25 protein-coding genes are annotated in these 26,568 nt (G+C 35.7%); 10 read left to right on the top strand and 15 right to left on the bottom strand.

From position 1 onward, the window contains the following. Nucleotides 1–77: 77 nt before the first annotated feature. Complete coding sequence (locus EKL96_RS01110) at nt 78–944, bottom strand: DMT family transporter (RefSeq protein ID WP_126457568.1); 867 nt, start codon at nt 942–944, stop codon at nt 78–80. 108 nt (nt 945–1,052) lie between these two features. On the opposite strand from EKL96_RS01110, the gene EKL96_RS01115 reads away from it, so the two are divergent. Continuing rightward, nucleotides 1,053–1,430, top strand: coding sequence for a heavy-metal-associated domain-containing protein (locus EKL96_RS01115; RefSeq protein ID WP_126455139.1), 378 nt, complete (start codon nt 1,053–1,055; stop codon nt 1,428–1,430). A gap of 193 nt (nt 1,431–1,623) precedes the next feature. On the opposite strand, the gene gldD is transcribed toward EKL96_RS01115, so the two are convergent. From gldD to mutY, 4 genes are all read right to left on the bottom strand, one after another. Next, the gene (gene gldD / locus EKL96_RS01120; RefSeq protein ID WP_126455137.1) at nt 1,624–2,187 is read right to left on the bottom strand and encodes a gliding motility lipoprotein GldD; all 564 of its coding nucleotides are present in this window, start codon (nt 2,185–2,187) and stop codon (nt 1,624–1,626) included. Between the two features lie 80 nt (nt 2,188–2,267). Beyond that, nucleotides 2,268–3,563, bottom strand: a complete 1,296-nt coding sequence (locus tag EKL96_RS01125; RefSeq protein WP_126457569.1) for a gliding motility-associated protein GldE — start codon at nt 3,561–3,563, stop codon at nt 2,268–2,270. Between the two features lie 23 nt (nt 3,564–3,586). Further along, the gene (locus EKL96_RS01130; protein WP_126457570.1) at nt 3,587–4,027 is read right to left on the bottom strand and encodes a single-stranded DNA-binding protein; all 441 of its coding nucleotides are present in this window, start codon (nt 4,025–4,027) and stop codon (nt 3,587–3,589) included. 44 nt (nt 4,028–4,071) lie between these two features. Further along, nucleotides 4,072–5,109, bottom strand: coding sequence for an A/G-specific adenine glycosylase (mutY, locus tag EKL96_RS01135; protein ID WP_126457571.1), 1,038 nt, complete (start codon nt 5,107–5,109; stop codon nt 4,072–4,074). A 132-nt stretch (nt 5,110–5,241) separates the two neighbouring features. On the opposite strand from mutY, the gene EKL96_RS01140 reads away from it, so the two are divergent. Together EKL96_RS01140 and EKL96_RS01145 are read left to right on the top strand one after the other, a co-directional pair. Continuing rightward, on the top strand, nt 5,242–5,532 hold the full coding sequence (locus EKL96_RS01140) for an HU family DNA-binding protein (RefSeq protein ID WP_016989051.1): 291 nt from the start codon (nt 5,242–5,244) through the stop codon (nt 5,530–5,532). 315 nt (nt 5,533–5,847) lie between these two features. Further along, nucleotides 5,848–7,392: a ribonuclease E/G gene (locus EKL96_RS01145; RefSeq protein ID WP_126457572.1), complete on the top strand. Its 1,545-nt coding sequence runs from the start codon at nt 5,848–5,850 to the stop codon at nt 7,390–7,392. A gap of 255 nt (nt 7,393–7,647) precedes the next feature. Here EKL96_RS01145 and EKL96_RS01150 read toward each other — a convergent pair whose 3' ends face one another. Then, nucleotides 7,648–8,091, bottom strand: coding sequence for a nucleoside deaminase (locus EKL96_RS01150; protein WP_126455127.1), 444 nt, complete (start codon nt 8,089–8,091; stop codon nt 7,648–7,650). A gap of 61 nt (nt 8,092–8,152) precedes the next feature. On the opposite strand from EKL96_RS01150, the gene EKL96_RS01155 reads away from it, so the two are divergent. From EKL96_RS01155 to EKL96_RS01165, 3 genes are all read left to right on the top strand, one after another. Further along, a complete protein-coding gene (locus tag EKL96_RS01155) occupies nt 8,153–9,124 on the top strand; it encodes an energy transducer TonB (protein WP_126457573.1) in 972 nt (323 codons plus the stop codon). A gap of 34 nt (nt 9,125–9,158) precedes the next feature. Continuing rightward, the gene (locus EKL96_RS01160; protein ID WP_126457574.1) at nt 9,159–10,940 is read left to right on the top strand and encodes a 1-deoxy-D-xylulose-5-phosphate synthase; all 1,782 of its coding nucleotides are present in this window, start codon (nt 9,159–9,161) and stop codon (nt 10,938–10,940) included. A gap of 123 nt (nt 10,941–11,063) precedes the next feature. Continuing rightward, nucleotides 11,064–12,014: a DUF3078 domain-containing protein gene (locus tag EKL96_RS01165; protein ID WP_317125127.1), complete on the top strand. Its 951-nt coding sequence runs from the start codon at nt 11,064–11,066 to the stop codon at nt 12,012–12,014. 43 nt (nt 12,015–12,057) lie between these two features. Here EKL96_RS01165 and EKL96_RS01170 read toward each other — a convergent pair whose 3' ends face one another. The 6 genes from EKL96_RS01170 to EKL96_RS01195 all read right to left on the bottom strand — a co-directional run bounded on the left by EKL96_RS01170 (nt 12,058) and on the right by EKL96_RS01195 (nt 21,487). After that, entirely contained in the window at nt 12,058–14,715 is a 2,658-nt protein-coding gene (locus tag EKL96_RS01170; protein ID WP_126457576.1) for a T9SS-dependent M36 family metallopeptidase, read from the bottom strand. 90 nt (nt 14,716–14,805) lie between these two features. Then, on the bottom strand, nt 14,806–16,149 hold the full coding sequence (gene dgt, locus EKL96_RS01175) for a dGTP triphosphohydrolase (RefSeq protein ID WP_126459023.1): 1,344 nt from the start codon (nt 16,147–16,149) through the stop codon (nt 14,806–14,808). Nucleotides 16,150–16,253: 104 nt separating this feature from the next. Further along, the gene (locus tag EKL96_RS01180) at nt 16,254–16,730 is read right to left on the bottom strand and encodes an RDD family protein (RefSeq protein WP_126457577.1); all 477 of its coding nucleotides are present in this window, start codon (nt 16,728–16,730) and stop codon (nt 16,254–16,256) included. Nucleotides 16,731–17,047: 317 nt separating this feature from the next. Next, a complete protein-coding gene (locus tag EKL96_RS01185) occupies nt 17,048–19,462 on the bottom strand; it encodes a ribonucleoside-diphosphate reductase subunit alpha (protein WP_126457578.1) in 2,415 nt (804 codons plus the stop codon). Nucleotides 19,463–19,681: 219 nt separating this feature from the next. Further along, on the bottom strand, nt 19,682–20,659 hold the full coding sequence (locus EKL96_RS01190) for a ribonucleotide-diphosphate reductase subunit beta (RefSeq protein WP_126457579.1): 978 nt from the start codon (nt 20,657–20,659) through the stop codon (nt 19,682–19,684). Nucleotides 20,660–20,920: 261 nt separating this feature from the next. Then, nucleotides 20,921–21,487, bottom strand: a complete 567-nt coding sequence (locus tag EKL96_RS01195; RefSeq protein ID WP_126456402.1) for a DUF3109 family protein — start codon at nt 21,485–21,487, stop codon at nt 20,921–20,923. A 428-nt stretch (nt 21,488–21,915) separates the two neighbouring features. Between EKL96_RS01195 and EKL96_RS01200 the strand changes: the two genes are divergently transcribed. The 4 genes from EKL96_RS01200 (at nt 21,916) to EKL96_RS01215 (ending at nt 24,247) form a co-directional block, all read left to right on the top strand. Next, nucleotides 21,916–22,491: a MarC family protein gene (locus tag EKL96_RS01200; RefSeq protein ID WP_126457580.1), complete on the top strand. Its 576-nt coding sequence runs from the start codon at nt 21,916–21,918 to the stop codon at nt 22,489–22,491. Between the two features lie 127 nt (nt 22,492–22,618). After that, nucleotides 22,619–22,819: a hypothetical protein gene (locus EKL96_RS01205; RefSeq protein WP_126456406.1), complete on the top strand. Its 201-nt coding sequence runs from the start codon at nt 22,619–22,621 to the stop codon at nt 22,817–22,819. A 44-nt stretch (nt 22,820–22,863) separates the two neighbouring features. Continuing rightward, on the top strand, nt 22,864–23,430 hold the full coding sequence (locus EKL96_RS01210) for an NAD(P)/FAD-dependent oxidoreductase (RefSeq protein ID WP_126459026.1): 567 nt from the start codon (nt 22,864–22,866) through the stop codon (nt 23,428–23,430). A 232-nt stretch (nt 23,431–23,662) separates the two neighbouring features. Next, nucleotides 23,663–24,247 carry a lysophospholipid acyltransferase family protein gene (locus tag EKL96_RS01215; protein WP_158615210.1) on the top strand — a complete coding sequence of 195 codons (585 nt, stop codon included), beginning with the start codon at nt 23,663–23,665 and terminating at the stop codon, nt 24,245–24,247. Nucleotides 24,248–24,291: 44 nt separating this feature from the next. On the opposite strand, the gene EKL96_RS01220 is transcribed toward EKL96_RS01215, so the two are convergent. From EKL96_RS01220 to EKL96_RS01230, 3 genes are all read right to left on the bottom strand, one after another. Beyond that, nucleotides 24,292–24,474, bottom strand: coding sequence for a hypothetical protein (locus tag EKL96_RS01220; RefSeq protein ID WP_126457582.1), 183 nt, complete (start codon nt 24,472–24,474; stop codon nt 24,292–24,294). Between the two features lie 20 nt (nt 24,475–24,494). After that, nucleotides 24,495–26,066 carry a S41 family peptidase gene (locus tag EKL96_RS01225; protein ID WP_126457583.1) on the bottom strand — a complete coding sequence of 524 codons (1,572 nt, stop codon included), beginning with the start codon at nt 26,064–26,066 and terminating at the stop codon, nt 24,495–24,497. Between the two features lie 70 nt (nt 26,067–26,136). Continuing rightward, nucleotides 26,137–26,568 carry a deoxycytidylate deaminase gene (locus tag EKL96_RS01230; RefSeq protein WP_126457584.1) on the bottom strand — a complete coding sequence of 144 codons (432 nt, stop codon included), beginning with the start codon at nt 26,566–26,568 and terminating at the stop codon, nt 26,137–26,139.

Raw genomic sequence — 26,568 nt, forward strand, 5'->3', positions numbered from 1 at the left:
AATAAAGGCTGTCTATTTTTAGACAGCCTTTATTATTTTTAATAAGATCCTAAACACAAATTGATCAAGAACAGCTACTACTTCTTAGCCGACAAATACACGCCGATTAAAATAATAAACGCACCAAAAAACTGAACTGGCGTTAGCATTTCATTATCCAATAATCCCCAGCAAAAAGCAACTACGGGAATCAAATACGTTACCGAAGTAGCGAAAACCGGCGATGACATCTGGATCAATTTAAAGAACAGAATATTCGCAATTCCAGTTCCTACCATACCTAAAACCATTATAAACAAAATTGATTCCTGCACTTTCACATCATGTACCACTTCAAAAAAACCGGAGAAAAACAAGATTATGAATGCCGGAACAAACAGCACCATAAAATTCCCGGTAGTAATACTCAGCGGACTCAAATCATGCAAATATTTTTTGATTAAATTGACATTGACTGCGTAACATATCGAAGCTATTAAAACCAAAATAGCATAATAATAATTTTGTTCCGGATGATGCATGGCACCGTTCAAAATCAACAAGGCGCTTCCTAATAGACCAATTAGAATTCCAAAAATCTGATTTCTTTTGAACTGCAGTCCAAAAACCAAAGCGCCAAGAATCAGCGTATTCAAAGGGGTCAGGGAATTCAAAATAGAACTCACGGAACTATCAATTTCAGTCTGTGCAATTGCAAACAAGTAAGCGGGTATAAATGTCCCGAATAAAGATGTTAAAGCAATGTATTTCCATTTAAATACTGGGATTTTAGACAAACTTTTGAACCCTATTAATATTAAAAAAACAGCTGCAAAAATAATTCGCAACGATCCCAATTGTAACGCTGTCAAACCTATTAATCCTTTTTTTATCAGTATAAAGGAACTTCCCCAAACCAAGGCAAGAACCAACAAATACACCCATTTTAACTGCTTCGATGCCATAAAAATAATTTTGCCCAAAATTGTAATTATTTTATGAATTAGTCCTTCTTTTTTTAATTAATTTTGTAATTCATAAAAAAGTAGTTAATCTTCAAAATATACATTATAATGAATTTCAAAAAATCAATCGCAACATTGGTACTTACAAGTCTTTTATTTGTAGGTTGCAAAGAAAAAGAAACAGACATAGCTTCAAAAGAAACGGCTGAAACAACTGCTCCAAAAGTTAAAAAGGAAATTGCAGCTGCTAATCTTCAAACAGCGAGTTTCTCTGTAGAAGGAATGACGTGCGCTGTAGGCTGCGCCAAAACGATTCAAGAAGATCTAACCGCACAGGATGGTGTTCAAAAAGCAACAGTAGATTTTGATACTAAAATGGCCACTGTAACTTTTGACAAAACAGTTCAAACACCAGAAAAATTGACAACAGTGGTTGAAGCCGCTGCTGATGGCAAAACATACAAGGTTTCTAAAATGAAGTCCTAAATAGAACTTTACCTTTATCGCAACAAAACATTCTCTTTACGGGGATGTTTTTTTTTGAACCACACAAGGATGTTGAAGGTCATTAAAAAAAGCGTACAGTTAGTGTTAACAGGCTAATTTAAACTTAAAAGCCTTATTTATTCTAAAAAGAGTATTGCTTATTTTGTACTATTCCGGTAAATGGCTATTGTTGTTATTTCCACTTCAAGGTTTCCATTAGCCGCTGCATATCATTTTTGATATAACTTGCCGCTGGCATAATCGAGTCATAATTGGGTTTCGCATAAAAATAAACGGATCCCGTCAAAAAATGACTAGTACTGTCCGTAGCATAAAACTGGGAATTCGTTGCTGCATTTCCTTCTACCTGATAAAACATACCGTACACTTTCTTATCGGGATTCAAATACGGTTGTTCCAGAATATCATCTGCTTTTATCACGTGTTCATAAGTCAATTTTTGTGCATCCCGCAACAGTTCATTAATGTTTTTAGTGACTGGTTTATAGGTGAGATAAATAGTCGCTTTCATTTTTGGATAGGTAATCGTGAAACCACAATTGGGCTCTTTCTGGATAACGGCCTCTGAATTCATTTCAAAAGCAAAAGGACATTCGTTTTCAAAATTCATATAACTGGCTTGCGGATAATCCAACCGCAAATAAGCGGATGGTTTTGGGATCACGGCGTCTTTGCAACTAAAACTCAACAATGACGTTAGTGCTATTACCAGAAAAGGGATTGTTTTTTTAAACATTTCTATTTTTTTTAATCTTACAAATTTTAAGAAAACGCATTCCAATGGCTCTCTTTCCTTCGCAGAGGACCATGGAAGGATTATTCAATCGTTACTTTTATCTGTTTAACTCGTTTTTTATCCACTGCTTCTATAGTAAACAGACAGTTTTCGAATGCAATTTTTTGATCTTTTTTAGGGAAATTGCCTAAAATTTCCAGAATAAATCCGGCTAATGTTTCGGCTTCTCCTTTTTTAATTTCGAATAATTCTTCATCAACATCAATAATCCGATAAAAATCTCTCAGGTTTATTTTTCCTTCAAAAAGGTAATTTTTTTCATCAATTTGAGAAAAACTAATCTGCTCATCATCAAATTCATCGCTGATATCCCCAACAATTTCTTCAATAACATCCTCAAGAGAAACTAACCCTGAGGTTCCTCCATATTCATCTACCACGATCGCTAAATGACTTTTCTTGTTCTGAAAATCTTTCAGCAAATTATCCAGCTTTTTGTTTTCAGGGACAAAAAAAGGTTCTCGCAGCAATGCTTTCCAGTCAAATTCATTTGTATTAATATGCGGAAGCAAGTCTTTGACAAACAAAACGCCTTCTATCTGGTCTATATTGTCTCGATATACCGGAATTCTGGAATATCCTTTTTCTATAATTTTGGGACAAATAGCAGCAAAAGATTCTTCTATTTCTAAAGCAAAAATATCGATTCGCGGACTCATTACTTGTCTGGTATCCGTATTTCCAAAACTCACAATTCCTTCTAATATTTTTTGCTCTTCGGAAGAGGTTTCATCCGAAGCCGTAAGCTCTAAAGCCTGTGATAATTGATCAACAGAAAAATTTGTTTTTTGTTTTCCTAATTTGTTATGCAAATAAATCGTTGCTGCACGCATTGGTAAACTAATAGGCGTCAAAAGCTTATCTAAAAAGAAAATAGGGTAAGCAATAAGTTTGGCAAACTTGGTATTATTTCGACTGGCATATACTTTAGGCAAGACTTCCCCAAAGAGCAAAATCAAAAAAGTGACTACCAATACTTCCAAGATGAATTTCAATACCGGTTGGGTTATCGCTGCAAACATGCTTTTGCCAGTATATGAAAAAAATATTACTATCGCTATGTTGACAAAATTATTAGCAACCAGAAGTGTGGCCAGCAGTTTTTTGGGTTTTTCTAAAAGCGCGGCAATGATTTTTCCTTTAGAATCATTCTCTTGAATGATTTCATCAATCTCTTTTTGTGACAACGAAAACAAGGCTACTTCGGCACCTGAAATTAATGCGGAACAAAACAGCAATATGATTATTACTGTAAAACCAAATGCTAAATTAGTATCTATTGCGTAAGCAAAAAGCAAACTGGGCTCTGAGTCCAAATTGGTAAGGATTAGTTAAACACTCAAAATGGCAAGTCGTTTATAGGCAAGACATTCTTTTCGGTGTCAAAATTAGTGTTTTTCGGGACATCAGATACAGGAATTTGTTTATTACTTTCAGTATCTTTCTTAGTTGACAGAAAAGTAAATTCGGTTACCTGAATTTCAGTGGTGTGTTTTGTACTTCCATCCTCTGACTGCCATTGACGGGATTTAATGCGTCCTTCCACGTAAATTTTATCGCCTTTAGAAAGGTATTTTTCACAAAGTTCCGCCGCTTTGTTGCGAACAACTAAATTGTGCCACTCCGTAGAAGTGATTTTTTCATTTGTGGTTTTGTTGATATACACTTCGTTTGTGGCCAACTGAAATCTTCCAATACAATTGCCTCCATCAAAATAATGCATTTTGATGTCGTCGCCAAGAAAACCAATTAGCATAACCTTGTTTAATGTTCCGTTCATTTTAGAATATGGTATTTTATCAAAGATACATTTTTTTAGAAACTCTATAAATCCTTTTCAATAAAATTATGAATCACAATTGGGAACGGAAAAGTTCTCAAAGTTTCAACGTCAATTCCGTTTTCAATTGTTCCTTCAATTTTCACTTTCCAAAACTTAATATGTAAATGCTGGTGTGACAATTTGTGAAGGATACTTTTTTCGTTGTATTCTAACATACTTACAACAGTATTTTCTTTAAAATAATCCGCTTGAATAGCTTCGCTAACACAATCAAAATCTACCTCTTTTTCGGTTTCTATCAAAGGGAATTCATAGAGATTGTGCCAAATTCCTTTGTCTGTTCGTTTTTGAATTATGGTGTTGTCATTTTCATCTGCAACAACCAGATAATTAAAGTAACGGCTTCTCACTTTTAGTTTTTTAGTCTTAACAGGCAACTGATTAACTTTGTTTTTTTGCAAAGCAGCGCAACTTTCGTTAAAAACACAAATACCGCAATTTGGACTTTTAGGAACACATTGCAAAGCCCCAAATTCCATAATGGCTTGATTGAAGGTTGCCGGGTTATCTTTTGGCATCAGTTCGAAAGCCAAAGCAGCGAATTCTTTTTTGGCAGAAGCCTGAGCAATATCTGTATCTATATCGAAATAACGCGATAAAACTCGGAATACATTTCCATCAACAACCGGAACGGCTTCGTTATAAGAAAAAGAAGCGATGGCCGCAGCGGTATATTCCCCAATGCCTTTTAATTTTAGTAAATCCGCATAGTTATCCGGAAAACTTCCCCCTAAATCTGAGGCCACATATTGCGCCGTTTTATGCAAATTTCGCGCTCTGGAATAATATCCTAATCCCTGCCAAAGTTTCAAAACATGTTCTTCATTGGCTTTTGCTAAATCAAAAACAGTAGGAAAAGCGGCAGTAAAAGACATAAAATAAGGCATTCCTTGGGCAACGCGTGTCTGCTGCAACATGATTTCGGAGAGCCAAATAGGATACGGATCCGTAGTGTTTCGCCATGGCAAATCCCGTTTATTTTGTAAATACCATTTTATCAGCAGGTTAGAAAAATTCATTTTAAAATATTAGACTGCAAAAGTAAAAGTTTATGTGATTAAAATTTAATGAATTAGCTTGAATAATTGTTTTTTAAATTCCTATATTTGCAAACTCAAAAAAATAGTACAACATTATAAATAGGAAAGAAAATGACGAAAGCAGATATCGTAGCAAAAATTTCAGAAAAATTAGGTCTTGAAAAGGGAGATGTACAGGCAACTGTAGAGACTTTTATGAATGAAGTAAAAAATTCATTAGAAACTGGAGACAATGTTTATTTAAGAGGTTTTGGAAGCTTTATAGTGAAAACCAGAGCAGAGAAAACTGGAAGAAACATTTCTAAAAATACTACAATAAAAATTCCTGCACACAACATTCCTGCATTCAAACCTGCAAAAGTTTTTGTTGAAGGGGTGAAAATAAATAACGAAGCAAAATAATAATATTAATTAATCATAAAATCATAAGATATGCCAAGTGGTAAAAAAAGAAAGAGACATAAGGTAGCAACTCACAAACGTAAAAAAAGAGCGAGAGCTAATCGTCACAAAAAGAAAAAGTAGTTTTAAACTACTTTTTTCTTTTTAAATGTTCATTGAAATTGAAAGTTAGCAATCAGTATTCAGTTTTTAGTAGTCAGTCAACTGCGAACTTAACACTGCAAACTGCCAGCTAATTTTCCCCGGGTTCAATACCTGTTAAAAATATTGTTTAATCCATTTGTTCGCCACAGCGAATAGATAAAAATGTACAGCGTGAATAAAGAATTAATCATCCGATCTAGTTCTGAAGCCGTAGATTTTGCCTTATTAAAAGATGGAAAACTAATTGAATTACACAAAGAAGAAGAAAAAAGCAACTTCCAAGTTGGCGATATTTTTATTGCCAAAATCAGGAAACCCGTTGCCGGACTAAATGCTGCTTTTGTAAATGTTGGCTTTGAAAAAGATGCCTTTTTACATTATCATGATTTAGGACCCAATTTAGCTTCCCAACTGAAATTCATAAAACTTGTAAGCGCAGGTAAATTAAAAGATTTCTCCCTAAAAAACTTTCAGTTTGAAAAAGAAATAGACAAAGATGGTACCATTACTGATGTTTTGAGTGCCAATCAATCTGTTTTAGTACAAGTTGTCAAAGAACCTATATCTACCAAAGGACCAAGGATTAGCGCTGAGCTTTCTCTTGCCGGAAGATTTATAGTTTTGGTTCCGTTTTCTGATCGTGTTTCTATTTCTCAAAAAATAGAAGACAAAAAAGAAAAAGAACGCTTGAAACGATTAGTACAATCCATCAAACCAAAAGGATTTGGTGTTATTGTTCGCACAGTAGCCGAAGGCAAAAATACAGCCGAATTAGAAAAAGATTTGCAGAACCTGCTCAGCAGATGGACTGCAATGTGTAAAAAATTACCAACTGCTCATCATCCTTCCAAAGTATTAGGAGAACTCAATAGAGCCTCTTCGATATTAAGAGATGTATTTAATGATACCTTTAGTGGTATTCAAATTGATGATGAAGAGTTGTACAACCAAACGAAGGATTATTTGCAAGAAATTGCCCCTTCGAAACAATCAATAGTGAAGTTTTATCAATCAAATGACACACCTATTTTTGAGAAATACAACATAGAGAGACAAATCAAAACTTCTTTTGGAAAAACAGTATCCATGAGTAAAGGGGCGTATCTTATTATCGAACATACTGAAGCCTTGCACGTTATAGACGTAAACAGCGGAAACCGTTCTAATAAAGCTACCAACCAGGAAGATACAGCCATGGAAGTCAACATGATAGCAGCAGCCGAAATTGCAAGACAACTGCGTCTTCGTGATATGGGCGGAATCATTGTGGTTGATTTTATCGACATGTCGAATCCTGAAAATCGCAAAGTGTTGTTCGACTTCCTCAGGGAAGAAATGAGCGATGATAAAGCAAAACATAAGATCTTACCCCCTAGCAAATTTGGACTAGTTCAAATTACAAGACAAAGAGTAAGACCAGAAGTAAATATTAAAACTAGAGAAGAAGATCCAAACAATGAAAGTGGCGAAATTGAAGCACCAATTCAAATCATTGATAAAATCGCTTTTGATCTGGAAAGAGTATTAAAAAACCACAAAGATGTTGTGCTTAATGTACATCCGTTTGTGGCCGCATACCTTACCAAAGGTTTTCCATCATTACGTTCAAAATGGTTTCTTGAACATAAAAAGTGGGTGAAAATCATACCTCGTGATGCTTACACGTATTTAGAATATCATTTCTACGACAAAAAAGAAAATGCTGTCATAGAATAAATTATAAACCGCCTTTCGTAAGATTGGCGGTTTTTTTGTGCGTCATTGCGAGATTTTTAGAAGCAAGCGGTCATTGCGAGGCACGAAGCAATCTGGAGCTAATCCAGCTATCCGTTCTATCTTTTGCAAAGCTTTCACCCTTCAAAAGGCTGGAAGCTTTGCAAAAGGATGCCACTACAAACGAAGTTCACTGAACTCCTATAAAAAATAAACATTAAGTGAAGTAATCTGGGCTAGGGATTTGTGTAAATAGAATTATTTTCTTCTCTCCACAAAGAATCGCTTCATCAACTCCGAAGCTTCATTTGCCAAGACACCTTTCACAACAGTTGTTTTAGGATGCAATTGTGTTCCCATTTTCACAAAACCTCTATTTTCATCAGTGGCTCCATAGACAATTCTCGAAATCTGACTCCAGTACAAAGCGCCGGCGCACATCTGGCAAGGTTCCAGTGTGACGTACAGCGTACAACCCATTAAATATTTTCCGCCAAGATAATTAGCTGCGGCAGTTATGGATTGCATTTCCGCATGAGCCGTAACATCATGAAGTAATTCGGTTAAATTATGACTTCTGGCAATAACTTTATTATCAATGACAATAATGGCACCAACCGGAATTTCGCCTTTTTCAAAAGCCATTTCGGCTTCCTGCAAAGCCTTTTTCATAAAATATTCGTCGGTGAAAGGATTTATCATAACTACAAAAATAGGGCTTTACAATTTATTTTTCAGTACATTTAAATATTGAAATTTAAAAATGGAAAGAAAGTACAAAATAGCGATTCCCGAACCTTGTAGCGAAAACTGGGATGAAATGACTCCAAACGAAAACGGTCGTTTTTGCTTAAGTTGCTCCAAGTCGGTCATCGATTTTACAACAATGTTACCTCAGGAAATACAGCATTTTTTCATTCAAAATCAAAACAAAAATATCTGCGGAAGATTTAGAAAATCACAATTAGATACGATAACGATTCATATTCCGAGTCGTGTTTTATTCACACAAACACATTATCACAAAATGTTCTTATTGGCATTGTTTATCGCTATGGGAACCACACTATTTAGTTGTAAAAATGAAAATGGTAAAAAGCAAAAAATTGATAAAATAAAGATTGTTAAAGATACGAGTGAAATTAAAACTATTGGTGTTGGTAAGTTATTACCTCCACAATCAAATGATTCGTTGAATCATAAATTACAACCCACATCAAAAGTAAATCAAGTAAAATTTAAAAAGCCTAAAACTATTAAATGTGGAGAAGTAACATCGAAAAAAGAAGAAAAAACAAAAAATGAAACAAGCGTTATCTACGAAGATAATACTATCTATGGCGGCCTAGGAATTAGCGTTTATCCAAATTATATAGGTGGTATGTCTAAGTTTTATTCTTTTGTTAAAGATAATTACCACTTATCTAAAAAAGTAAAAGAAGTAGGAGAAATTCAAGCTTCTTTCGTAATTGAAAAAGATGGAAGATTAAACGATGTGAAAATTATTAAAGGAATAGGAGTTATAAGCAGTGAGGAATTATCTAGAGTTTTAAAATCTTCTCCAAAATGGTATCCTGGAGAAGAGAATGGTAAAAAAAGAAATTGTGAATTTCAATTATCACTTACAATTATACCAGACACCATTAAAAAGTCTTTTTTTAGAACCAAAATTATAACGAAGATTGACACTTTACAAATTAAACGAATTACCAAGTACGAAAACGACATGTTCTAACATTAAAAATGTAATTTTGTTTTTTTTGCAAATAATGAAAAATAGCCTTCTCTATAATATCAACAATCCAACCGATTTACGCCTGCTTGATGAAACCCAACTTCCTCAGGTCGCTCAAGAATTACGCAATTTCATAATTGATATTGTAGCCGCAAAAGAAGGCCATCTTGGGGCCAGTTTGGGTGTTGTTGAACTCACCATCGCTTTGCATTATGTGTTTGACACACCAAATGATTTGTTGGTCTGGGATGTAGGCCATCAGGCCTATGGACATAAAATACTCACCGGCCGAAGAGAAAATTTTCACACCAACAGGCAACTCGGCGGTATTTCCGGTTTCCCAAAAAGAAGTGAAAGTATCTATGATGCTTTTGGCGTAGGACATTCTTCGACTTCCATTTCAGCAGCATTAGGAATGGCGATTGCTTCTAATTTGAAAGGCGAATACGATAAACAACATATTGCAGTGATTGGAGATGCCTCCATCGCATCAGGAATGGCTTTTGAAGGATTAAATCACGCCGGAGTTACTGATGCTAATTTACTGGTGATTCTTAATGATAACGCCATCGGCATTGACCCGAGCGTTGGTGCGTTAAAAAAGTATCTTACTGCCGTAAAAGAAGGGAAAAATCCGAGGCAGAACAACATGATTAAATCATTGAATTTTGATTATTCGGGTCCTATTGACGGGCATAATCTTTTTGCGGTTATCAAGGAACTCAAACGCTTGCAAAAAGTAAAAGGACCAAAATTTCTCCATATCATCACCACCAAAGGTAAAGGACTGCAACAAGCCGAAGAAAATCAGGTTAAATACCATGCGCCGGGGAAATTTGACGCTACAACTGGGGAAATTCACATCAAATCAGAAGAGAATTTACCGCCGAAATACCAGGATGTTTTTGGCTTGGCCGTATTGGATTTGGCCCGAAAAAACGAAAAAATAATAGGAATTACACCTGCAATGCCTTCGGGAAGTTCCCTCAAATTCATGATGGAAGCTTTCCCAAAACGCGCCTTTGATGTAGGAATCGCCGAGCAACATGCCGTTACCTTAGCGGCCGGAATGGTAGCACAAGGAATGATCGTATTTTGCAATATTTATTCTACTTTTTTGCAAAGAGCATACGACCAAGTCATTCATGACGTAGCACTGCAAAACTTACCGGTAATTTTCTGTTTGGACAGAGCGGGATTAGTGGGAGAAGACGGCGCAACGCATCACGGTGTTTTTGATCTTGCTTATTTGCGCTGTATTCCTAATATGATTATTTATTCCCCAATGAACGAAATAGCGCTTCAAAACATTCTCTATACTGCACAACTGGGATTGAATCAGCCCATCGCTATCCGTTATCCAAGAGGTCGCGGTGTGATTCAGAATTGGCAAGATCAACATCTGGGAAAGTATAAAAAAATAGCAATTGGAGAAAGCATTTGTATTAAAAAAGGAACACATATCGCAGTATTATCAAATGGAACTATTGGTCACAATGTCACTTTGGCTATAGCCAAGACAGACCATCAGGAAACCATTGCCCATTATGATTTTTCATTTGTCAAACCATTAGACGAAAAAGCACTACATACCATTTTTACTAAATTTTCAACTATAATCACGCTAGAAGACGGCGTTGTAAATGGCGGTTTTGGGAGTGCTATACTTGAATTTGCTTCCCAAAATAATTACACTTCAAAAATAAAAATATTAGGCATTCCTGACGAATTTATTGAACAGGGAACAGTAGCTGAATTACAACAATATTGCAAAATTGACGTTAAAAGTCTTGAAATCCTTTTTTCAAGCTATTAAAATAATTATTTTGCACGTTTAAATTTAATCTCCCCCGTAATGAAATTACTCCCTACTGCATTTTTACTTTTTTTATTTTCAGTTTCTATAAATAGTTTTTCCCAAGAAGCAACAGTCAGTACTATGAAAACTGCACTTGAACCTGTAACAACACTCACAAAAGTAAAGAAACCGCTGACCGTAGTAGTCAATATACGAACTAAGAAACCACATGTTCCTTTATCGTATTGGACAAAAAAAAATAGTTTAGGATTTGACATATCCGAAGTCGCTTTTATCAACTGGAGTCCCGGAGGAACAAGCTCCGTTTCCGGGTTGTTCAACGGAAAATTTCTGAGAACGTACAACCGAAGCAATTACAATTGGACCAATGAACTTTTAATCCGATATGGTTTAAACAAACAAGACCGCATCGAAGTAAGAAAAACGGATGATGCCCTTTTATTAAACTCAACATTTGGTTATCGAAAAGACACCCTTTCGAATTGGTACCATTCCGCAAAATTAAATTTCAATACGCAGTTCACTAATGGTTATTCTTATCCAAATACTCAAACTGCAATATCAAAGCCCTTTGCACCCGCTTATGCCTTCATGGGAATAGGAGCTGAGAATATAAATAAAGAGAAAAAAAGAACGTTTTATATTTCCCCATTTACATTTAAAACAACCTTGGTTTTAGATCAAAGATTAGCGAATCAAGGTGCTTTTGGTGTCACTAAAGCCATTTACGATCTGAACGGAAATTTGATCGAAAAAGGCGAAAAATCCAGAACAGAGCTCGGATTTTTATTTACGGGTCATCTGAAAAAAGAAATTTTTAAAAATATTCATTTAGAAAATCGCCTCAGTTTATATTCTGATTATGTGAATCATTTTGGCAACATAGATATCGATTACGACCTCCAATTTGAATTAGTGGTAAACCAATACGTAAAAGCGAATATTGGCGCACATATTATTTATGATGATGACATTAAATCAAAAAGAGAAATAGCGGGAATTCAAGTCACTGAAGGCCCAAAAGTACAAGTACGGCAAGCTATAGGTGTTGGAATACAATATTTGTTTTAAAAAAATTCTGAAAAATTTTTTCAGGGCTTTAAAATTTATGCTATTAATTTTTAATTATTTTTTCAACATAATGTAAATTTTCTCCTTTTATATCCAATATATAAATCCCGGTTGCCAATGCACTTAAATCAATTGATTTTACTCTACTGAATTCTTGGTTTTTAACATCATAAAGCACTCGTCCGTTAAGATCTATTACTTGGATATTTACCCTACCAGAGTATTGATCAATTTTAATTGTTATTGGCCCTTTGGATGGGTTTGGAAATACGCGCATCACATCACTCTCAAAGTTGTCTACCGCTAAGGCGCAATTTGGTCCTGATACGGGTCTTGTAAAATCTTCAGCTTGATCATTCCCGACATTATTGTCTCCAGCAGATGCGTTTACTCCTAGTCCTCTGGCAGCAAAAACTTCCCAAATCAAACAGAAATCCTTACCGCCTGTTATTGCCTGATCTGCAGCTATAATAGCATTTCTTGCATCTACAAAAGTAGGACTGCAAGCTTGTAATTTGATTCCATCTAATACAATTCGCATAATTCTATTATTCCCGCCTGATCCTGTATATTTATTATTATCAAAACTATATTTATTGATATAAGCCCACGTTAAATCCCACAGCATAGTAGCCCAAACGGAACCTACCCCGTGTACGGAGGTTTTTGATACATTATCTGTGTCAATAAACTGATAATTATTGGTAGAGGCGTATGTCATTGGATTAATCGCCCTGTCCGTAGAATACTGAAAATCTCGTATTCCCCTGCCATCTGTGGCTTGTGAAGAAACAAAAGTCCCTATTCCTCTTTTGGCACCACCAGAATCTCCAGGTTTAATTTGCATCATTAATGCAAACCAATCAGACCAGCCTTCTCCCATTTGATCCGCATTATTCAAACAACTGGAGTTATTGCTCCCGCCGGCCAGACGAGTAGAAATCCCATGACCATATTCGTGTGCAATAATCCCATTATCGAAATCACCATCTGAATTTATAAAAGGAGAAGCCTCTAATTGAATTTTTATATTTACGGCTTGAGTCTGCATTTGGGTTATAATATTCTCCCCAACGGACTGAGTAACACTTATGGCAGGTATGGTAATCGATTCATCAGCTCCTGACATAATTAAATCTCCATCAGCATTATTAACAACAATTACAGCAATAGCCCCAGCATTTTGCGCCGCTTTTACTTTTACTACAAACGTACAGCTCCCTCTTCTCAGCACAACGATTTTCCCACTCATTGCCGCAGCATTAGAAGGCGCTACACACCCTTGGGAGGTGCCTCCCGTACTATCTAAGTAGAGCACTACATCAGATTGCAGGAAATTGGGAGCCACAGGCAAATCAACACGTCCTGGGTTAAAGGAGTTTTGCCTTGCTACATAACTTCCAGCAATACTTGCAGGCGAATTAATTATTATTGGCTTAATTTCTGGACCTCGATCCCACAGAAACATCTGCATCCTTCCGCTACTCCCATCCACCGGAGTTGAAAAATTAGCATTATTTAAACTCATTGGTACCACTAATGATCCATCTTGTGCATCAGCATTAACATGATCCGTATCTTTCCCGCCACGATTGTAGTTATTCACTTGGAAATTTCCATTTGCTTCATCAAAACCATATTGATACCAAACATCATGCATGACATTATTCATATAAAAAAGGTTCGTAATTGCCGCATCTATATAGGTTGATGCCTGTACATTTGTACCACCATAAGGAAAATCAAAAAGTAGTGATGCTCCACCTGAAGGGCTAAAACCCGAAGTTGAATTAGTGCTGACAAAATCCTCTTTAGCCCATACATTATTTCCTCTGGTTATCGTAAATTCATGTCCCGCCACACCATCAACATCATGCCAGCCAAAAGGAGATGCATGGCTGTTCGCTGGGTTCGAAACAAGTTGAAAAGCAAAGTGGTTGGGACTTTCAAAATTGAATGGTATCACTCGGTAGGACCCGCTAGTTGTTTGCGTTGGAGAGGCCGAAAAAATTTGTTTGTAACTGGAGTCAAATGAATTTGCCCAAGACTCATGAGAATGACCGATTGCTTTACTATGATCAAAACTGCAAGAAATAACAAAATCATTTTTTTCTAACAGTCCCCCATCAGTGGCATCAATTCTCACGCTCCATATATGGTCCTGAGTTGGTGTATAAATGGTAAAATCCCAAGCCAAAATTAATTTACCATTACTGGCTTGATGAAAAACTAAATTAGCAGTGACTGGCTCCTGAATGCCTAACCCATTGCTTATTTTAAATTTATGAGCTTCTTTATTTTCTATAACAGTGAAAATTTCATCGGCTTTCATGCCCAAGAGCGAATACGCTTTAGTCAAAGCATCTACTGCTGATAATGAGGGTTTGGTTGTATTTACTTTTTTAGAAACACCATCCACTATTCGTTTTTGAACATCAATAACTTCACTATTCTGTATTGAAAAATTAGAAACTGCCCTAAAGATTTCAATACCTTTATAACGTTGCACTACATAACAATTTTGTATTCCGGAGCTGGTCGCTCCACCATCGCTTTGTATTACCCAATCCTTAAAATCGCTTTTCGAAACATTAATTTTAGCATTAGGAGTATTTAAATATCGTTGAATAATTAAAGTGTTCGATTGTCCTAAAGCAAAAAAATGCGTTAAAAAAACTAAAAAAAGTATAATTTTTTTCATAAAAATCTAATAATTCATCAATCATAAAAGCTGAAAACAAATCTAATTTTTTTAATCTACAATAACAAATTAATGATTAGTACACAATTGTTAATTTTTAACAGCAGTAATTGTTTTATAAAACAACAACGCATTTCCATCTGTCAGTAATGAGATAAAATGACAAATATGAAGTAATCTTCCGTATAAATTTTCTTTTTCCAAATGATGCTTTTCAGGCAACATTTTCAGAATTAAAGAGTCGTAATTAGATGCATTCCCATCGAATTTATTATTGAAAGCCGTTATGAATTTATCTAACAAGGTTTGAATAATCTGGTAGCCTACAATTTCTTTCTCAATGACTTCCCGACTTTGGTAAATATTATCCACACTTATTTTGATAATATCGTCCATCTGCGCTTTGTATTTGCTCTTATCCATTATGGCATACGGGAATTTTCCGTTCAGGATCAGCACTTCATTTTCGACAAATACTTTTACGGCATCATTGATTAAACTTCCAATTGCCAAAGCGCGCAAATAACTTATTCTATCTTCTTTGGTTTCTAAGGTCTTGTATTTTGAAGTATCAATGCTGTCTTTTACCAATTTTATCAAATATTCTAAAGCAAAATCTTCGGAAACTAGTCCTAAATTGATTCCGTCTTCAAAATCAATAATGGTATAACAAATATCATCAGCCGCTTCGACTAAATACGCTAAAGGATGTCTTTCAAAACCAATATCCATCCCTGTTTTATTTGGAATCAATCCCATATCTAAAGCCACATCTTGAAAAAAAGTTTTATCCGTTTGAAAGAAACCGTATTTTTTGTCGGCAATAGCTGCGGTTGGTTTCTTCGGCAAGCTTTCTTTTGGATACTTCATAAAAGCACCCAGAGTTGCAAACGAAATTCTAAGTCCTCCTTCAATTCCCGGACGACTGGCCGTCAACACCGAAAATCCATTCGCATTTCCTTCGAAATCAATTAAATCCTGCCATTCTTTTGCCGTAAGCTGGTTTTTGTATTGTTGTCCTTTCCCAATGGAAAAATATTCACCAATTGCTTTCTCACCGGAATGCCCAAAAGGCGGATTCCCAATATCATGAGCCAATGATGCAGCGGCAACTATAGCCCCAAAATCATTCATGTGATAGCCATGCACTTCTTGTAGATGCGGATATTTCTCGATGATTTTTTTACCCACCAATCGCCCTAAAGAACGCCCCACGACAGAAACTTCTAAACTGTGCGTCAATCTGGTGTGTACAAAATCAGTTTTTGATAACGGAATAACCTGCGTTTTATCTTGTAAACTTCTAAAGGCAGCCGAGAAGATAATACGGTCATAATCCACCTCAAAACCCAAACGGGTGTCGTCTTGTTCTATCCGCAATCGTTTGCCTTTGTCTCCTTGTCGTTTTAGTGATAAAAGTTGTTCCCAGTGCATCATTATATTTTTGGTTTTTACAAGGAGCGAATATAAAGAAAAGGTTGTGTTTATAAACAAAAAAACAGTCTAAAATGACTGCTTTTTTTATCTTATCTACTGTCTTATTCTTCCGTAAATAATTTTTTCTTGGCTATAAACTCATGCTTTTTCACCACATACGTAACCGATAAAGTATCGTGCCATCCTCGCTCAGCAGTTAAAAAAGAAAAAGGCTCCAAAGGAATTAATCTGGATACCGTTCGTACAATAATGCTTTTCATATTTGGTTTTGAACCGTCATGCTTAATAACCACTGTTTTCGTGAAATACTTCCCGAAAGTTCTGGAAAAATACATTTCACTAAGTCCATAGTAAAAAAAGAGTATTACTAATCCAAAGAAAAAACTTTCAACGATCCTTAATGATGTAACCCAATTTGATGCAGTATCACTATTCGTTAAATCTCCAATTAGAATTATGGTCGTACCAATACTGATTTCGATAACATAAATTATAAATAGATCGATACTGAAATTCAGTAGACGCTGGCTTTTGGAAGCTAATAAATCATCTGTAATAGTAAATTTTTTATTTTCCATTTTTTATCGTTTTGATTATTATAAAAAAGTCTTTAAGGCTAATAACTATCTCAAATATAGTGAATTGTTTACAAATATTACTGTTAAATCTTGGTGTTTTAGCCCCGATTAAAGTGAAAATCCTTTTTATTCGCCTTTTTTTGGTGAATAAAAAGATTGCAACGGAAAGCGGGACACGAGCGAAGCGAACTGACGAAGTAGATAGCTCCAAAAAAAAAGCAGTTATCATTACAATAACTGCTTTTTTGTTTTAAAACCATTTCGTTGATGTCAACAAAATGGTTTCAAAATGAGTTTGTTTCGTTTCTCGCAATGGCCTACGACCCACACATTTCACACTCGTCCGGACCTGCATTTTTAGACAATTCGAGCATGGCTCTGTATTCATCCGAAGTCATTTCTACTGCTTCAGCGACTGCAGGAATAACGATTGATTGCTCCTTGATTTCGATTGGCTCCGCTTTTTTATCATTGTTTAATGTAAATTTAATCGCATCCACCGCAGCTTTTGTTCTTAAATAATACATTCCCGTTTTTAATCCGGATTGCCAAGCATAGAAATGCATCGATGTCAATTTAGAATAATTGGCATTTTGCATAAACAAGTTCAACGATTGTGATTGATCCACAAAATAACCACGCTGACGGGACATGTCGATAATGTCTTTCATAGACATTTCCCAAACTGTTTTGTACAATTCTTTCAGGTCTTGCGGAATATTCAGGTCTTGAACAGAACCGTTATTTCGCATTAATTCTTGTTTCAATGTTTCGTTCCACAAACCACGTTCCACTAAATCGTGTAATAAGTGTTTGTTTACCACAATAAATTCCCCCGAAAGGACTCTTCGGGTGTAAATATTAGAAGTATAAGGTTCGAATGCTTCGTTGTTCCCCAAAATTTGTGAGGTCGAAGCTGTTGGCATTGGTGCCACTAACAACGAGTTTCTCACTCCGTGTTCCATCACTTCTTTTCGTAATGAAGCCCAGTCCCAACGTCCTGACAATTCCTCATCTTTCATTCCCCACAAATTGTATTGGAATTCTCCTTGAGATATTGGCGAGCCTTTAAATGTCGAATAAGGCCCTTCTTCTTTGGCCATTTCCATTGAAGCGGTTACCGCAGCAAAGTATAATGTTTCAAAAATTTCCTGATTTAGTTTTTTAGCTTCGTCGCTCGTAAACGGCATACGCAACATAATGAAAGCATCGGCTAATCCTTGCACTCCAAGACCAATTGGTCGGTGGCGTTTATTAGAATTTTCTCCTTCAATTACCGGATAATAATTTCTGTCGATTACTTTATTCAAGTTTCTGGTTACGCGTTTTGTAACGGTATACATCAATTCATGGTCAAACTTCCCATTAGAAACAAACATCGGCAAGGAAAGAGAAGCCAGATTACAAACTGCAATTTCATCTTTGGATGTAAATTCCATAATCTCGGTACACAAATTCGAAGAACGAATCGTCCCCAAATTTTTCTGGTTTGACTTTCTATTGACGGCATCTTTATACAACATGTAAGGCGTTCCAGTTTCGATTTGCGATTCTAGAATTTTCTCCCAAAGTTCATGCGCTTTAATGGTTTTTCTACCTTTTCCACGTTTCTCGTAATCAATGTACATGGTTTCAAATTCTTCGCCATACACATCATACAATCCCGGACATTCATTAGGACACATCAACGTCCAATAACTGTCTTCTTGAACCCGTTTCATAAATAAATCAGACGTCCACATCGCAAAAAACAAATCTCTGGCACGCATTTCTTCTTTTCCAGTATTCTTTTTCAAATCTAAAAATTCAAAAATATCCGCATGCCAAGTCTCGATGTATATTGCAAAACTACCTTTACGTTTTCCACCACCTTGATCTACATAACGTGCTGTATCATTAAAAACACGTAACATCGGAACAATTCCGTTTGACGTTCCATTGGTTCCACGAATATAAGAACCAGTTGCTCTTACATTGTGAATAGAAAGCCCAACACCACCTGCTGACTGAGAGATTTTTGCCGTTTGTTTCAACGTATCGTAAATCCCGTCAATACTATCGTCTTGCATCGCCAGAAGGAAACAAGAAGACATCTGAGGTTTTGGAGTACCCGCATTGAATAATGTAGGGGTTGCATGCGTAAAGAATTTTTTCGACATTAAGTCGTACGTCTCAATAACCGAATCTAAATCATCTAAATGGATCCCAACCGAAACACGCATTAACATGTGTTGCGGACGCTCCACTATTTTGCCGTTTATTTTAAGCAAATAGGATCTTTCCAAGGTTTTAAAACCAAAATAATCATAATTAAAATCTCTATTGTATATAATATGGGAATCTAAAAACTCCGCATTTTTCATAATCACCTGATGTACTTCTTCAGATAATAAAGGTGCATCTTGTCCATTTCTCGGGTTTACATAATGAAACATATCGTTCATTGTTTCCGAAAATGATTTTTTAGTATTGGAATGCAAATTCGAAATTGCAATTCTCGCCGCCAATTGTGCATAATCAGGATGCGCAATAGTCATTGAAGCCGCAGTTTCGGCTGCTAAATTATCTAATTCTGACGTAGAAACTCCATCATAAAGCCCTTCAATTACTCGCATTGCGACTTTCACGGCATCTACTAAATCATTTAAACCATAGCATAGTTTTTTAATTCTATCTGTGATTTTGTCGAACATTACCGGCTCTTTGTGGCCATCTCTTTTTACTACGTACATACTTTTATTTGTTTTTTAAAACAGAAAATCCCTTCGCTGTTTTTCGTTATTTGTAATTTATGCTGAACTTGTTTCGGCACCTTTTTTGAAGCTGTTTCCAGCTATCCATTGCAATCTTTTTATTTTTTAAAGAAAAAAATAAAAAGGATTTCCATTACTATCTGGGCTATTGCAAGAGTAGCACAAAAAATATTTAATGGATCTATAAGAATTCAAAATTTAAAAATCAGCGTCAAAAGATATTTTTTGAGCATCACCATCTGTGTTCATTACACCTGCTTTTTGATATTCAGCCACTTTCTTTTCAAAGAAATTTGTTTTTCCTTGAAGCGAAATCATATCCATAAAATCAAATGGGTTTGTAGTGTTATATTCTCTGTCGCAACCTAATTCGACTAACAATCTGTCGGCAACAAATTCTAAATACTGTGTCATTAACACTGCATTCATTCCTATCAAACTTACCGGAAGTGACTCGGTGATAAATTCTCTTTCAATATTTAAAGCATCTACAATAATGCTTCTGATTCTTTCTTTTGGCACTTTATTCACCAAGTGATGGTTGTGTAAATGCACGGCAAAATCACAGTGCACTCCTTCATCACGAGAAATCAATTCGTTAGAAAACGTCAATCCTGGCATTAAACCCCGTTTTTTTAACCAATAAATCGAGCAAAATGCTCCCGAAAAGAAAATTCCTTCCACTGCTGCAAAAGCAATCAAACGTTCTGCAAATGAATCCGATTCAATCCATTGCAAAGCCCAGTCCGCTTTTTTCTTAATCGCCGGAAAAACCTCTAAAGCATTGAATAATTCATCTTTCTCCACTTCATCTTTTACATAGGTATCAATCAATAACGAATAGGTTTCGCTGTGAATGTTTTCCATCATAATTTGAAAACCGTAAAAGAATTTCGCTTCCGCATATTGCACTTCGTTTACAAAATTTTCTGCCAGATTTTCATTTACAATGCCATCTGAAGCAGCAAAAAACGCCAAAATGTGCTTCACAAAATAACGCTCATCATCCGAGAGTTTGTTGTTCCAGTCATTTAAATCCTGTGACAAATCGATTTCTTCAGCCGTCCAGAAACTGGCTTCCATACTTTTATAAAATTCCCAAATGTCATGGTGTTTGATAGGAAAAATTACGAAACGATTTTTATTTTCTTGTAAAATTGGTTCAACTTGAGTCATTATAATTGTTTGTTTTTTTGAGGTTTTAACAAATTTTTAAGCTTTTTGAGAGATACAAAGATTGTAAAATATTGCGGTTAATAAAAGCCAAACTTATTCACAATCCCCTATAGTTTTTAACAAATAGAAAAATTAAGATATTTTTCATACAAATTTTAAAACACTTAAATTCAGTATTTTAAATAATAATTAAAGGAATGAAGCACCGTAAAATATAGTTTTTTTAAATAATTAAACAAGAAAAACAGAATTCTTATTTACTTATTTTTTCATGTCTTGCGCCACCTTTTCAAGTTCAGCATACCAGTCTTCGCCAAATTTACGAATCAGGGCTTCTTTGACAAATTTATATACCGGAACTTCAAGTTCCTGACCTAAAGAGCAGGCGGGATCACAAATATCCCATTTGTCATAATTAACAGCGGCAAACTCCGTAAAATCTTTCACCCGAACTGGATACAAATGACAAGAAACTGGTTTTTTCCAACTAATTGCTCCTTGATTATAGGCTTGTTCAATACCACACAGAGCGGTCTTACCGTCAAATATTGCGTAGGCACAATCTTTGTCGTCAATCAGTGGCGTTTCAAGATCGCCATCGGTACCTTTTACCCAAGTTCCTTGCGCTTCAATTGCAGCAATTCCTTGTTTGCGTAAAAAAGGCTTGATCTTTGGATAAATAGATTCGAGGATTTGAGTCTCCTCAAAACTCAATGGTGCACCAGCGTCACCATCTACGCAACAAGCGCCTTTACAAGCAGTCAAATTACAAACAAAATCTTTTTCGAGTAAGTCTTCTGAGACTATGGTTTTTCCTAGTTGAAACATTCTGCAAAGATATTCAAGAAATTTGAAAAAGCACCTCAGCAACTCATAAATTCGTAAACAAAACCGAATAAAATTAAAACGAATTTACCTAATTTTATACTCCTGATTTTTTAACTTCGTTTACTTTTGTTTTCAAACTTATACAAACAATTGCATTTTTTATTTCTTTACAGTTCATCCTCTTTCACCAACCAAAAACACAGAACCATTTGAAATGGTTTTAAAAAATATTGAGTATTAATTGCCTTAGTTGTGCCCTAAAAACGATAAAATCAAACTGTTACTTTTTTAGGACTATGAAATACAGGTCAACTATTCCCTCCTGGGAAAAAAAATCTTCTCAAAAAAAAGGCATTAAAATTAAAAAATCTACTCCTCCAATAATCAGGGAAATTATCTACTTTTACCATAAATAAAAAAAGTCTGTTATGGAATTCGATATTCGCGAAATAATCACCGTAGGAATGGTACTTTTTGCCGTAATTGACATCGTGGGATCCATCCCGATTATCATTGATTTAAGAGCAAAACACGGACATATTGAATCCGAAAAAGCATCCATTGTAGCCGCCGTCATCATGATTGTTTTTCTTTTTGCCGGAGAAGAACTCTTAAAACTAATTGGAATCGATGTCAATTCTTTTGCTGTAGCCGGATCCTTTGTGTTGTTTTTCTTGGCATTAGAGATGATTTTAGGAATTCGGATTTACCGGGACGAAGAAGCCAGTTCTGCCTCAATTGTTCCCCTTGCCTTCCCTTTGATTGCTGGAGCCGGAACAATGACCACTTTACTCTCTTTACGCTCCCAATTTTATACCATAAATATTGTAATTGCCATTTTATTAAATATCATTTTGGTCTATATCGTTTTAAAATCATCCTCAAAAATAGAAAAATTATTAGGCGAAAACGGACTTGGTGTAATCAGAAAGACTTTTGGCGTAGTACTTCTGGCGATTGCTGTTAAATTATTCGCTGCGAATGTTAAAGGTTTGTTTGTCTAAAATATAATTTCCTAAATTTACCCTTAAATTATTGTAAAATAAAAAATCTGATTTTTTTGGAGCATTTTATTCTAAATAAATAACCCCTCCAAACATCTGCATTTTTTACCAAAAACAAAAACATCTTATGAAAATTTTCACTAACATCTTGGTATTTTTAGCAATAGCGCTAATCCTATTTAATGTTACTTTACTGGATTTCAAAAATCCATTTCAAGGAGATAGCGTAGTTGCATTTATCGGAATGGCAGCCTCTTTTTGTGCTGTATTGATTCTTCTAATATTCAGAATGTCAAAGAAAATAGAAGAAAAAACAAACGAAAAATAGCCTTGGTCTTTGATGTACTTATCCTTGGCGGTGGCGTATCTGGCATGTCATGCGCTCTAGTTTTGGGTTCTGCAAACAACAAACCCTTTGTGTCTAATAAAAAAATCGGGGTGTTTACCCATCAAAAAACCTCTGCCCTTAAGGAAGCGCTATTCAATAATGTCTACGGAATCCCTGCAGGCACATTAGGCGCTGATTTATTGAAAGAAAGTACAGGACATCTTTTAGAAAAATATCCGCACATTACACAAATTCCCAACGAAAAAGTACTAAAAATTGAGGGCACCGCTCCTGAGTTTGCTGTAACTACAAATAAAAAAACCTACAAGACCCGCATAATTGTTGTAGGTGTCGGATCTGCAAATACTTTTGCTATTGAAGGTTTAATGCCATCTGTAGAACCACATCAAAAATCCCTTCCCGAAAAACAACGAATCCAACTCAAAAACAGCGATCACAAAGTCAAGGAAGGCATTTACGTGATAGGCACTTTAGCCGGATGGAGAAGCCAACTGGCCATTGCTGCAGGCAGTGGAGCTGCAGTAGCAACAGATATTCTAACTTTATGGAATGGCGGAATTCAGACTCATGCTCATGATAGCATTAGATAAATAGAATTTCATTCTGGAAAATCTCTCAAAAAATAGTGTTAGGTTTACACCTTCAATTCACTGTTTTATGGGATCATTTTTTTTGGGACTGGCAAGACTTCTGATTTTTATCGGATTTGTTTCTTTTTTTTCGATTGTGTTTTTTCTTTTTTCTTTTTTTCGAAGCAACGAAATTAACGCCCAAAAAGCTCTTATCCTGCGGGACTTTATAATTCGCACCTCAAATACCCTTTTGGGCATACGCACTATTATCTATGGCGACAAGCCGAAAGTTCAAGGACTAATCGTAGCCAATCACCGTTCCTATTTTGACCCAATTGTTATCGTAAACCAAATACATGCTTTTCCTGTAGGGAAAAAAGAAGTTGCCTCATGGCCTATGATTGGCTACATCTGCAAAATATCCGGCGTTTTATTTGTAGATAGAAAGTGTCCAAAAAGCCGACAAGAAACCGCCGAAAATATCCGAGAAGTTCTTGCCAAAGGATATTCGATCATTAATTTTCCAGAGGGGACAACAGCGGTTTTGCCAACGACTCTTGATTTCAATTACGGCTCTTTTGTAATGGCTACTAAGATTAAAGCTGCCGTGATTCCTATTGCAATAGATTATAAAGAAAAAACAGACGCTTTTATTGGTGACGACACTTTCATTCCGCATTTTTTAAAATGCTTTGGAAAACGGACCACTGAAATTAAAATAACTTATTTTCCGGCTATTTATTCTGAAGATGCAGCCTATTTATTAAGTACGTCAAAGAAAATGATAGATAACGAACTCATTCGATATAGAAAAGATTGGGACAATCAAAATTAGTTTTCCTTTTAAGGGCAAACAAAATCAAGAGTGAAATTTTCTAATTAAGCATCAAGTCCTAAGCTAATAAGCATCTCAAAAATAGAATCTTCATTTAGTGCCACTTTCTTTAAAACAGCTTTAATTCCTTCCACATTTTTTTGTTCCAGAGCATTATCAAAGTCATTTATAAGACCTCCAACATACAAACGCTCATTAACTGTCATTCCAGAAAACTTACTTTCCATACTGTGAAATATAGTGATTATTATTTTTTCAAAATTGCCTTAATCATGGCATCCTCTTTCAATACAATCTCATAATAAGACCGTTCCCCATACAATTGCCGAGCAAATTCAGCAGCCAGGTATCGTTTTACCAATGATTTGCTTTTTCCAAATTTCAAATCCAATCCGTTGCCAAAAATAAATTTCTGAAATGAATTGAAATATTCCTCTGTTTGATTCATTTTAGATTGGAACTGAGCAAAAGTAAGTCCTTTAAAGGCGCTCCGGTTTTTATCCAATTGTTCGAAAACAAAATTCCCTACAATTCCCGATTGCAATAAATAAGCGGTACTTTCATTTCCATGTTCCACCTCAAGCGGGACAAAAACATCAGGAACAATACCGCCACCGCCATATACAATTTTACCTTTCTTAGTTTTGAATTGCAAGGTGTCTGAAACTTTAATACTGTCTTTTTGATACAGTTCCCCATTTTCAAAACGCATTTCTGATTCTTTAAAATACGCTTCATTCCCTTTTGAATAAGGTTTTTGAATAGACCGGCCTGTGGGCGTATAATATCTGGCAGTGGTCAAGCGAACTGCTGAACCGTCAGCAAAATCTATTTCTCGTTGCACCAATCCCTTTCCAAAAGAACGGCGGCCTACAATAGTTCCCCGGTCATTATCCTGAACGGCTCCTGCAAGAATTTCACTTGCTGAAGCGCTGTTTTCATTAATTAGAATAAAAACATTTCCTTTTTCAAAACTACCTTTTTGGGTTGCAAATGTCTTGTCTATAGTACCTTTTTTGTTTTTGGTAAAAACAATCAGTTGTTTGTTTGGCAACAATTCATCCGCGATAGCAATTGCTTCTTCCATATAACCGCCACCGTTATCTCGAACATCAATAATAAGTGACTTCGCACCTCGTTGCTTAAGTGCAGACAAATTTTGCATAAACTCCTTGTAAGTAGTTTCGGCAAAACGATTTATTTTTATGTATCCTGTCGCATTACTCAAGAGCAAAGCGGCATCAACACTTTTTAAGGGAATAACATCGCGTTTTAGTTTTAGCTTGAGTTTTTTACGTTCTGATTTTCTATATATTGTAAGCTCTATATTAGAACCTACGGCCCCTTTTAATTTAGAAAACAAACTGTCTGTGGGCAACTTACGTCCGAACAATTTGGTTTTATCAGCATATAGAATCCGATCACCTGATTTTATTCCTGCTTTTGCCGAAGGGCCGTTTTCTACAGGTTTTATGACCGCTACAGAATCTTTATACATATAAAAATTCACTCCTATTCCCACAAAATTACCCTTCATGCTTTCCATTACCTGTTGCTGCTCGCTAGCGGGAATATATACGGAATGCGGATCAAGTTGCGCAAGAATATTATCAACGGTAAGATTTACAATAGAATCCGTATCAACCGCATCAACGTATTCAGTATCAATAAAATCAATGAGTGTATTCAGCTTAGTTTTAGAATTATTTTTAGCTGTGAAATCAGCTCTACCGGGAAAATGCAACATCCCGCCCAACACAACGCCAAAAGCAAGTGTTGAGAAAAGGAGTAGTGGTAAATATTTTGTATTAAATTTCATATAAAGTTATCATTAAAAAAATAATATAACCTGACGTGCATCATCGTTTTAATTTTTTTTGCACGTTCTTTTATTCCTCCAAAACTGGAATATGCTCAACCTCTACTCCGGCTTTTATCAAAAACTGAATGCCGGAATCATCGCGATAGCCATTGTGATAGACCACTCTTTTTATTCCCGACTGGTGAATCAATTTACTGCACTCCTTACAAGGTGAAAGTGTGATATACAAGGTGGCTCCTTCACAGGACTGTGTGGATCGCGCTACCTTGAGGATCGCATTTGCCTCAGCATGTAAAACATCCCAGCGGGTTAATCCTTGCTCATCTTCACAACAGTTTTCAAAACCGGAGGGCGTTCCGTTATACCCATCTGAGATTATCATTCTGTCACGCACAATAATTGCACCAACTTGTTTTCGTTTACAATAGGACAGCAAGCTCCATTCTTTGGCAATTCTAAGGTATGCTTTGTCGTATTTATTTAATTTTTTTTCGTTCAT

Origin of the sequence: Flavobacterium sp. LS1R10, from assembly GCF_003968825.1 — a bacterium.
Lineage (GTDB): Bacteria > Bacteroidota > Bacteroidia > Flavobacteriales > Flavobacteriaceae > Flavobacterium.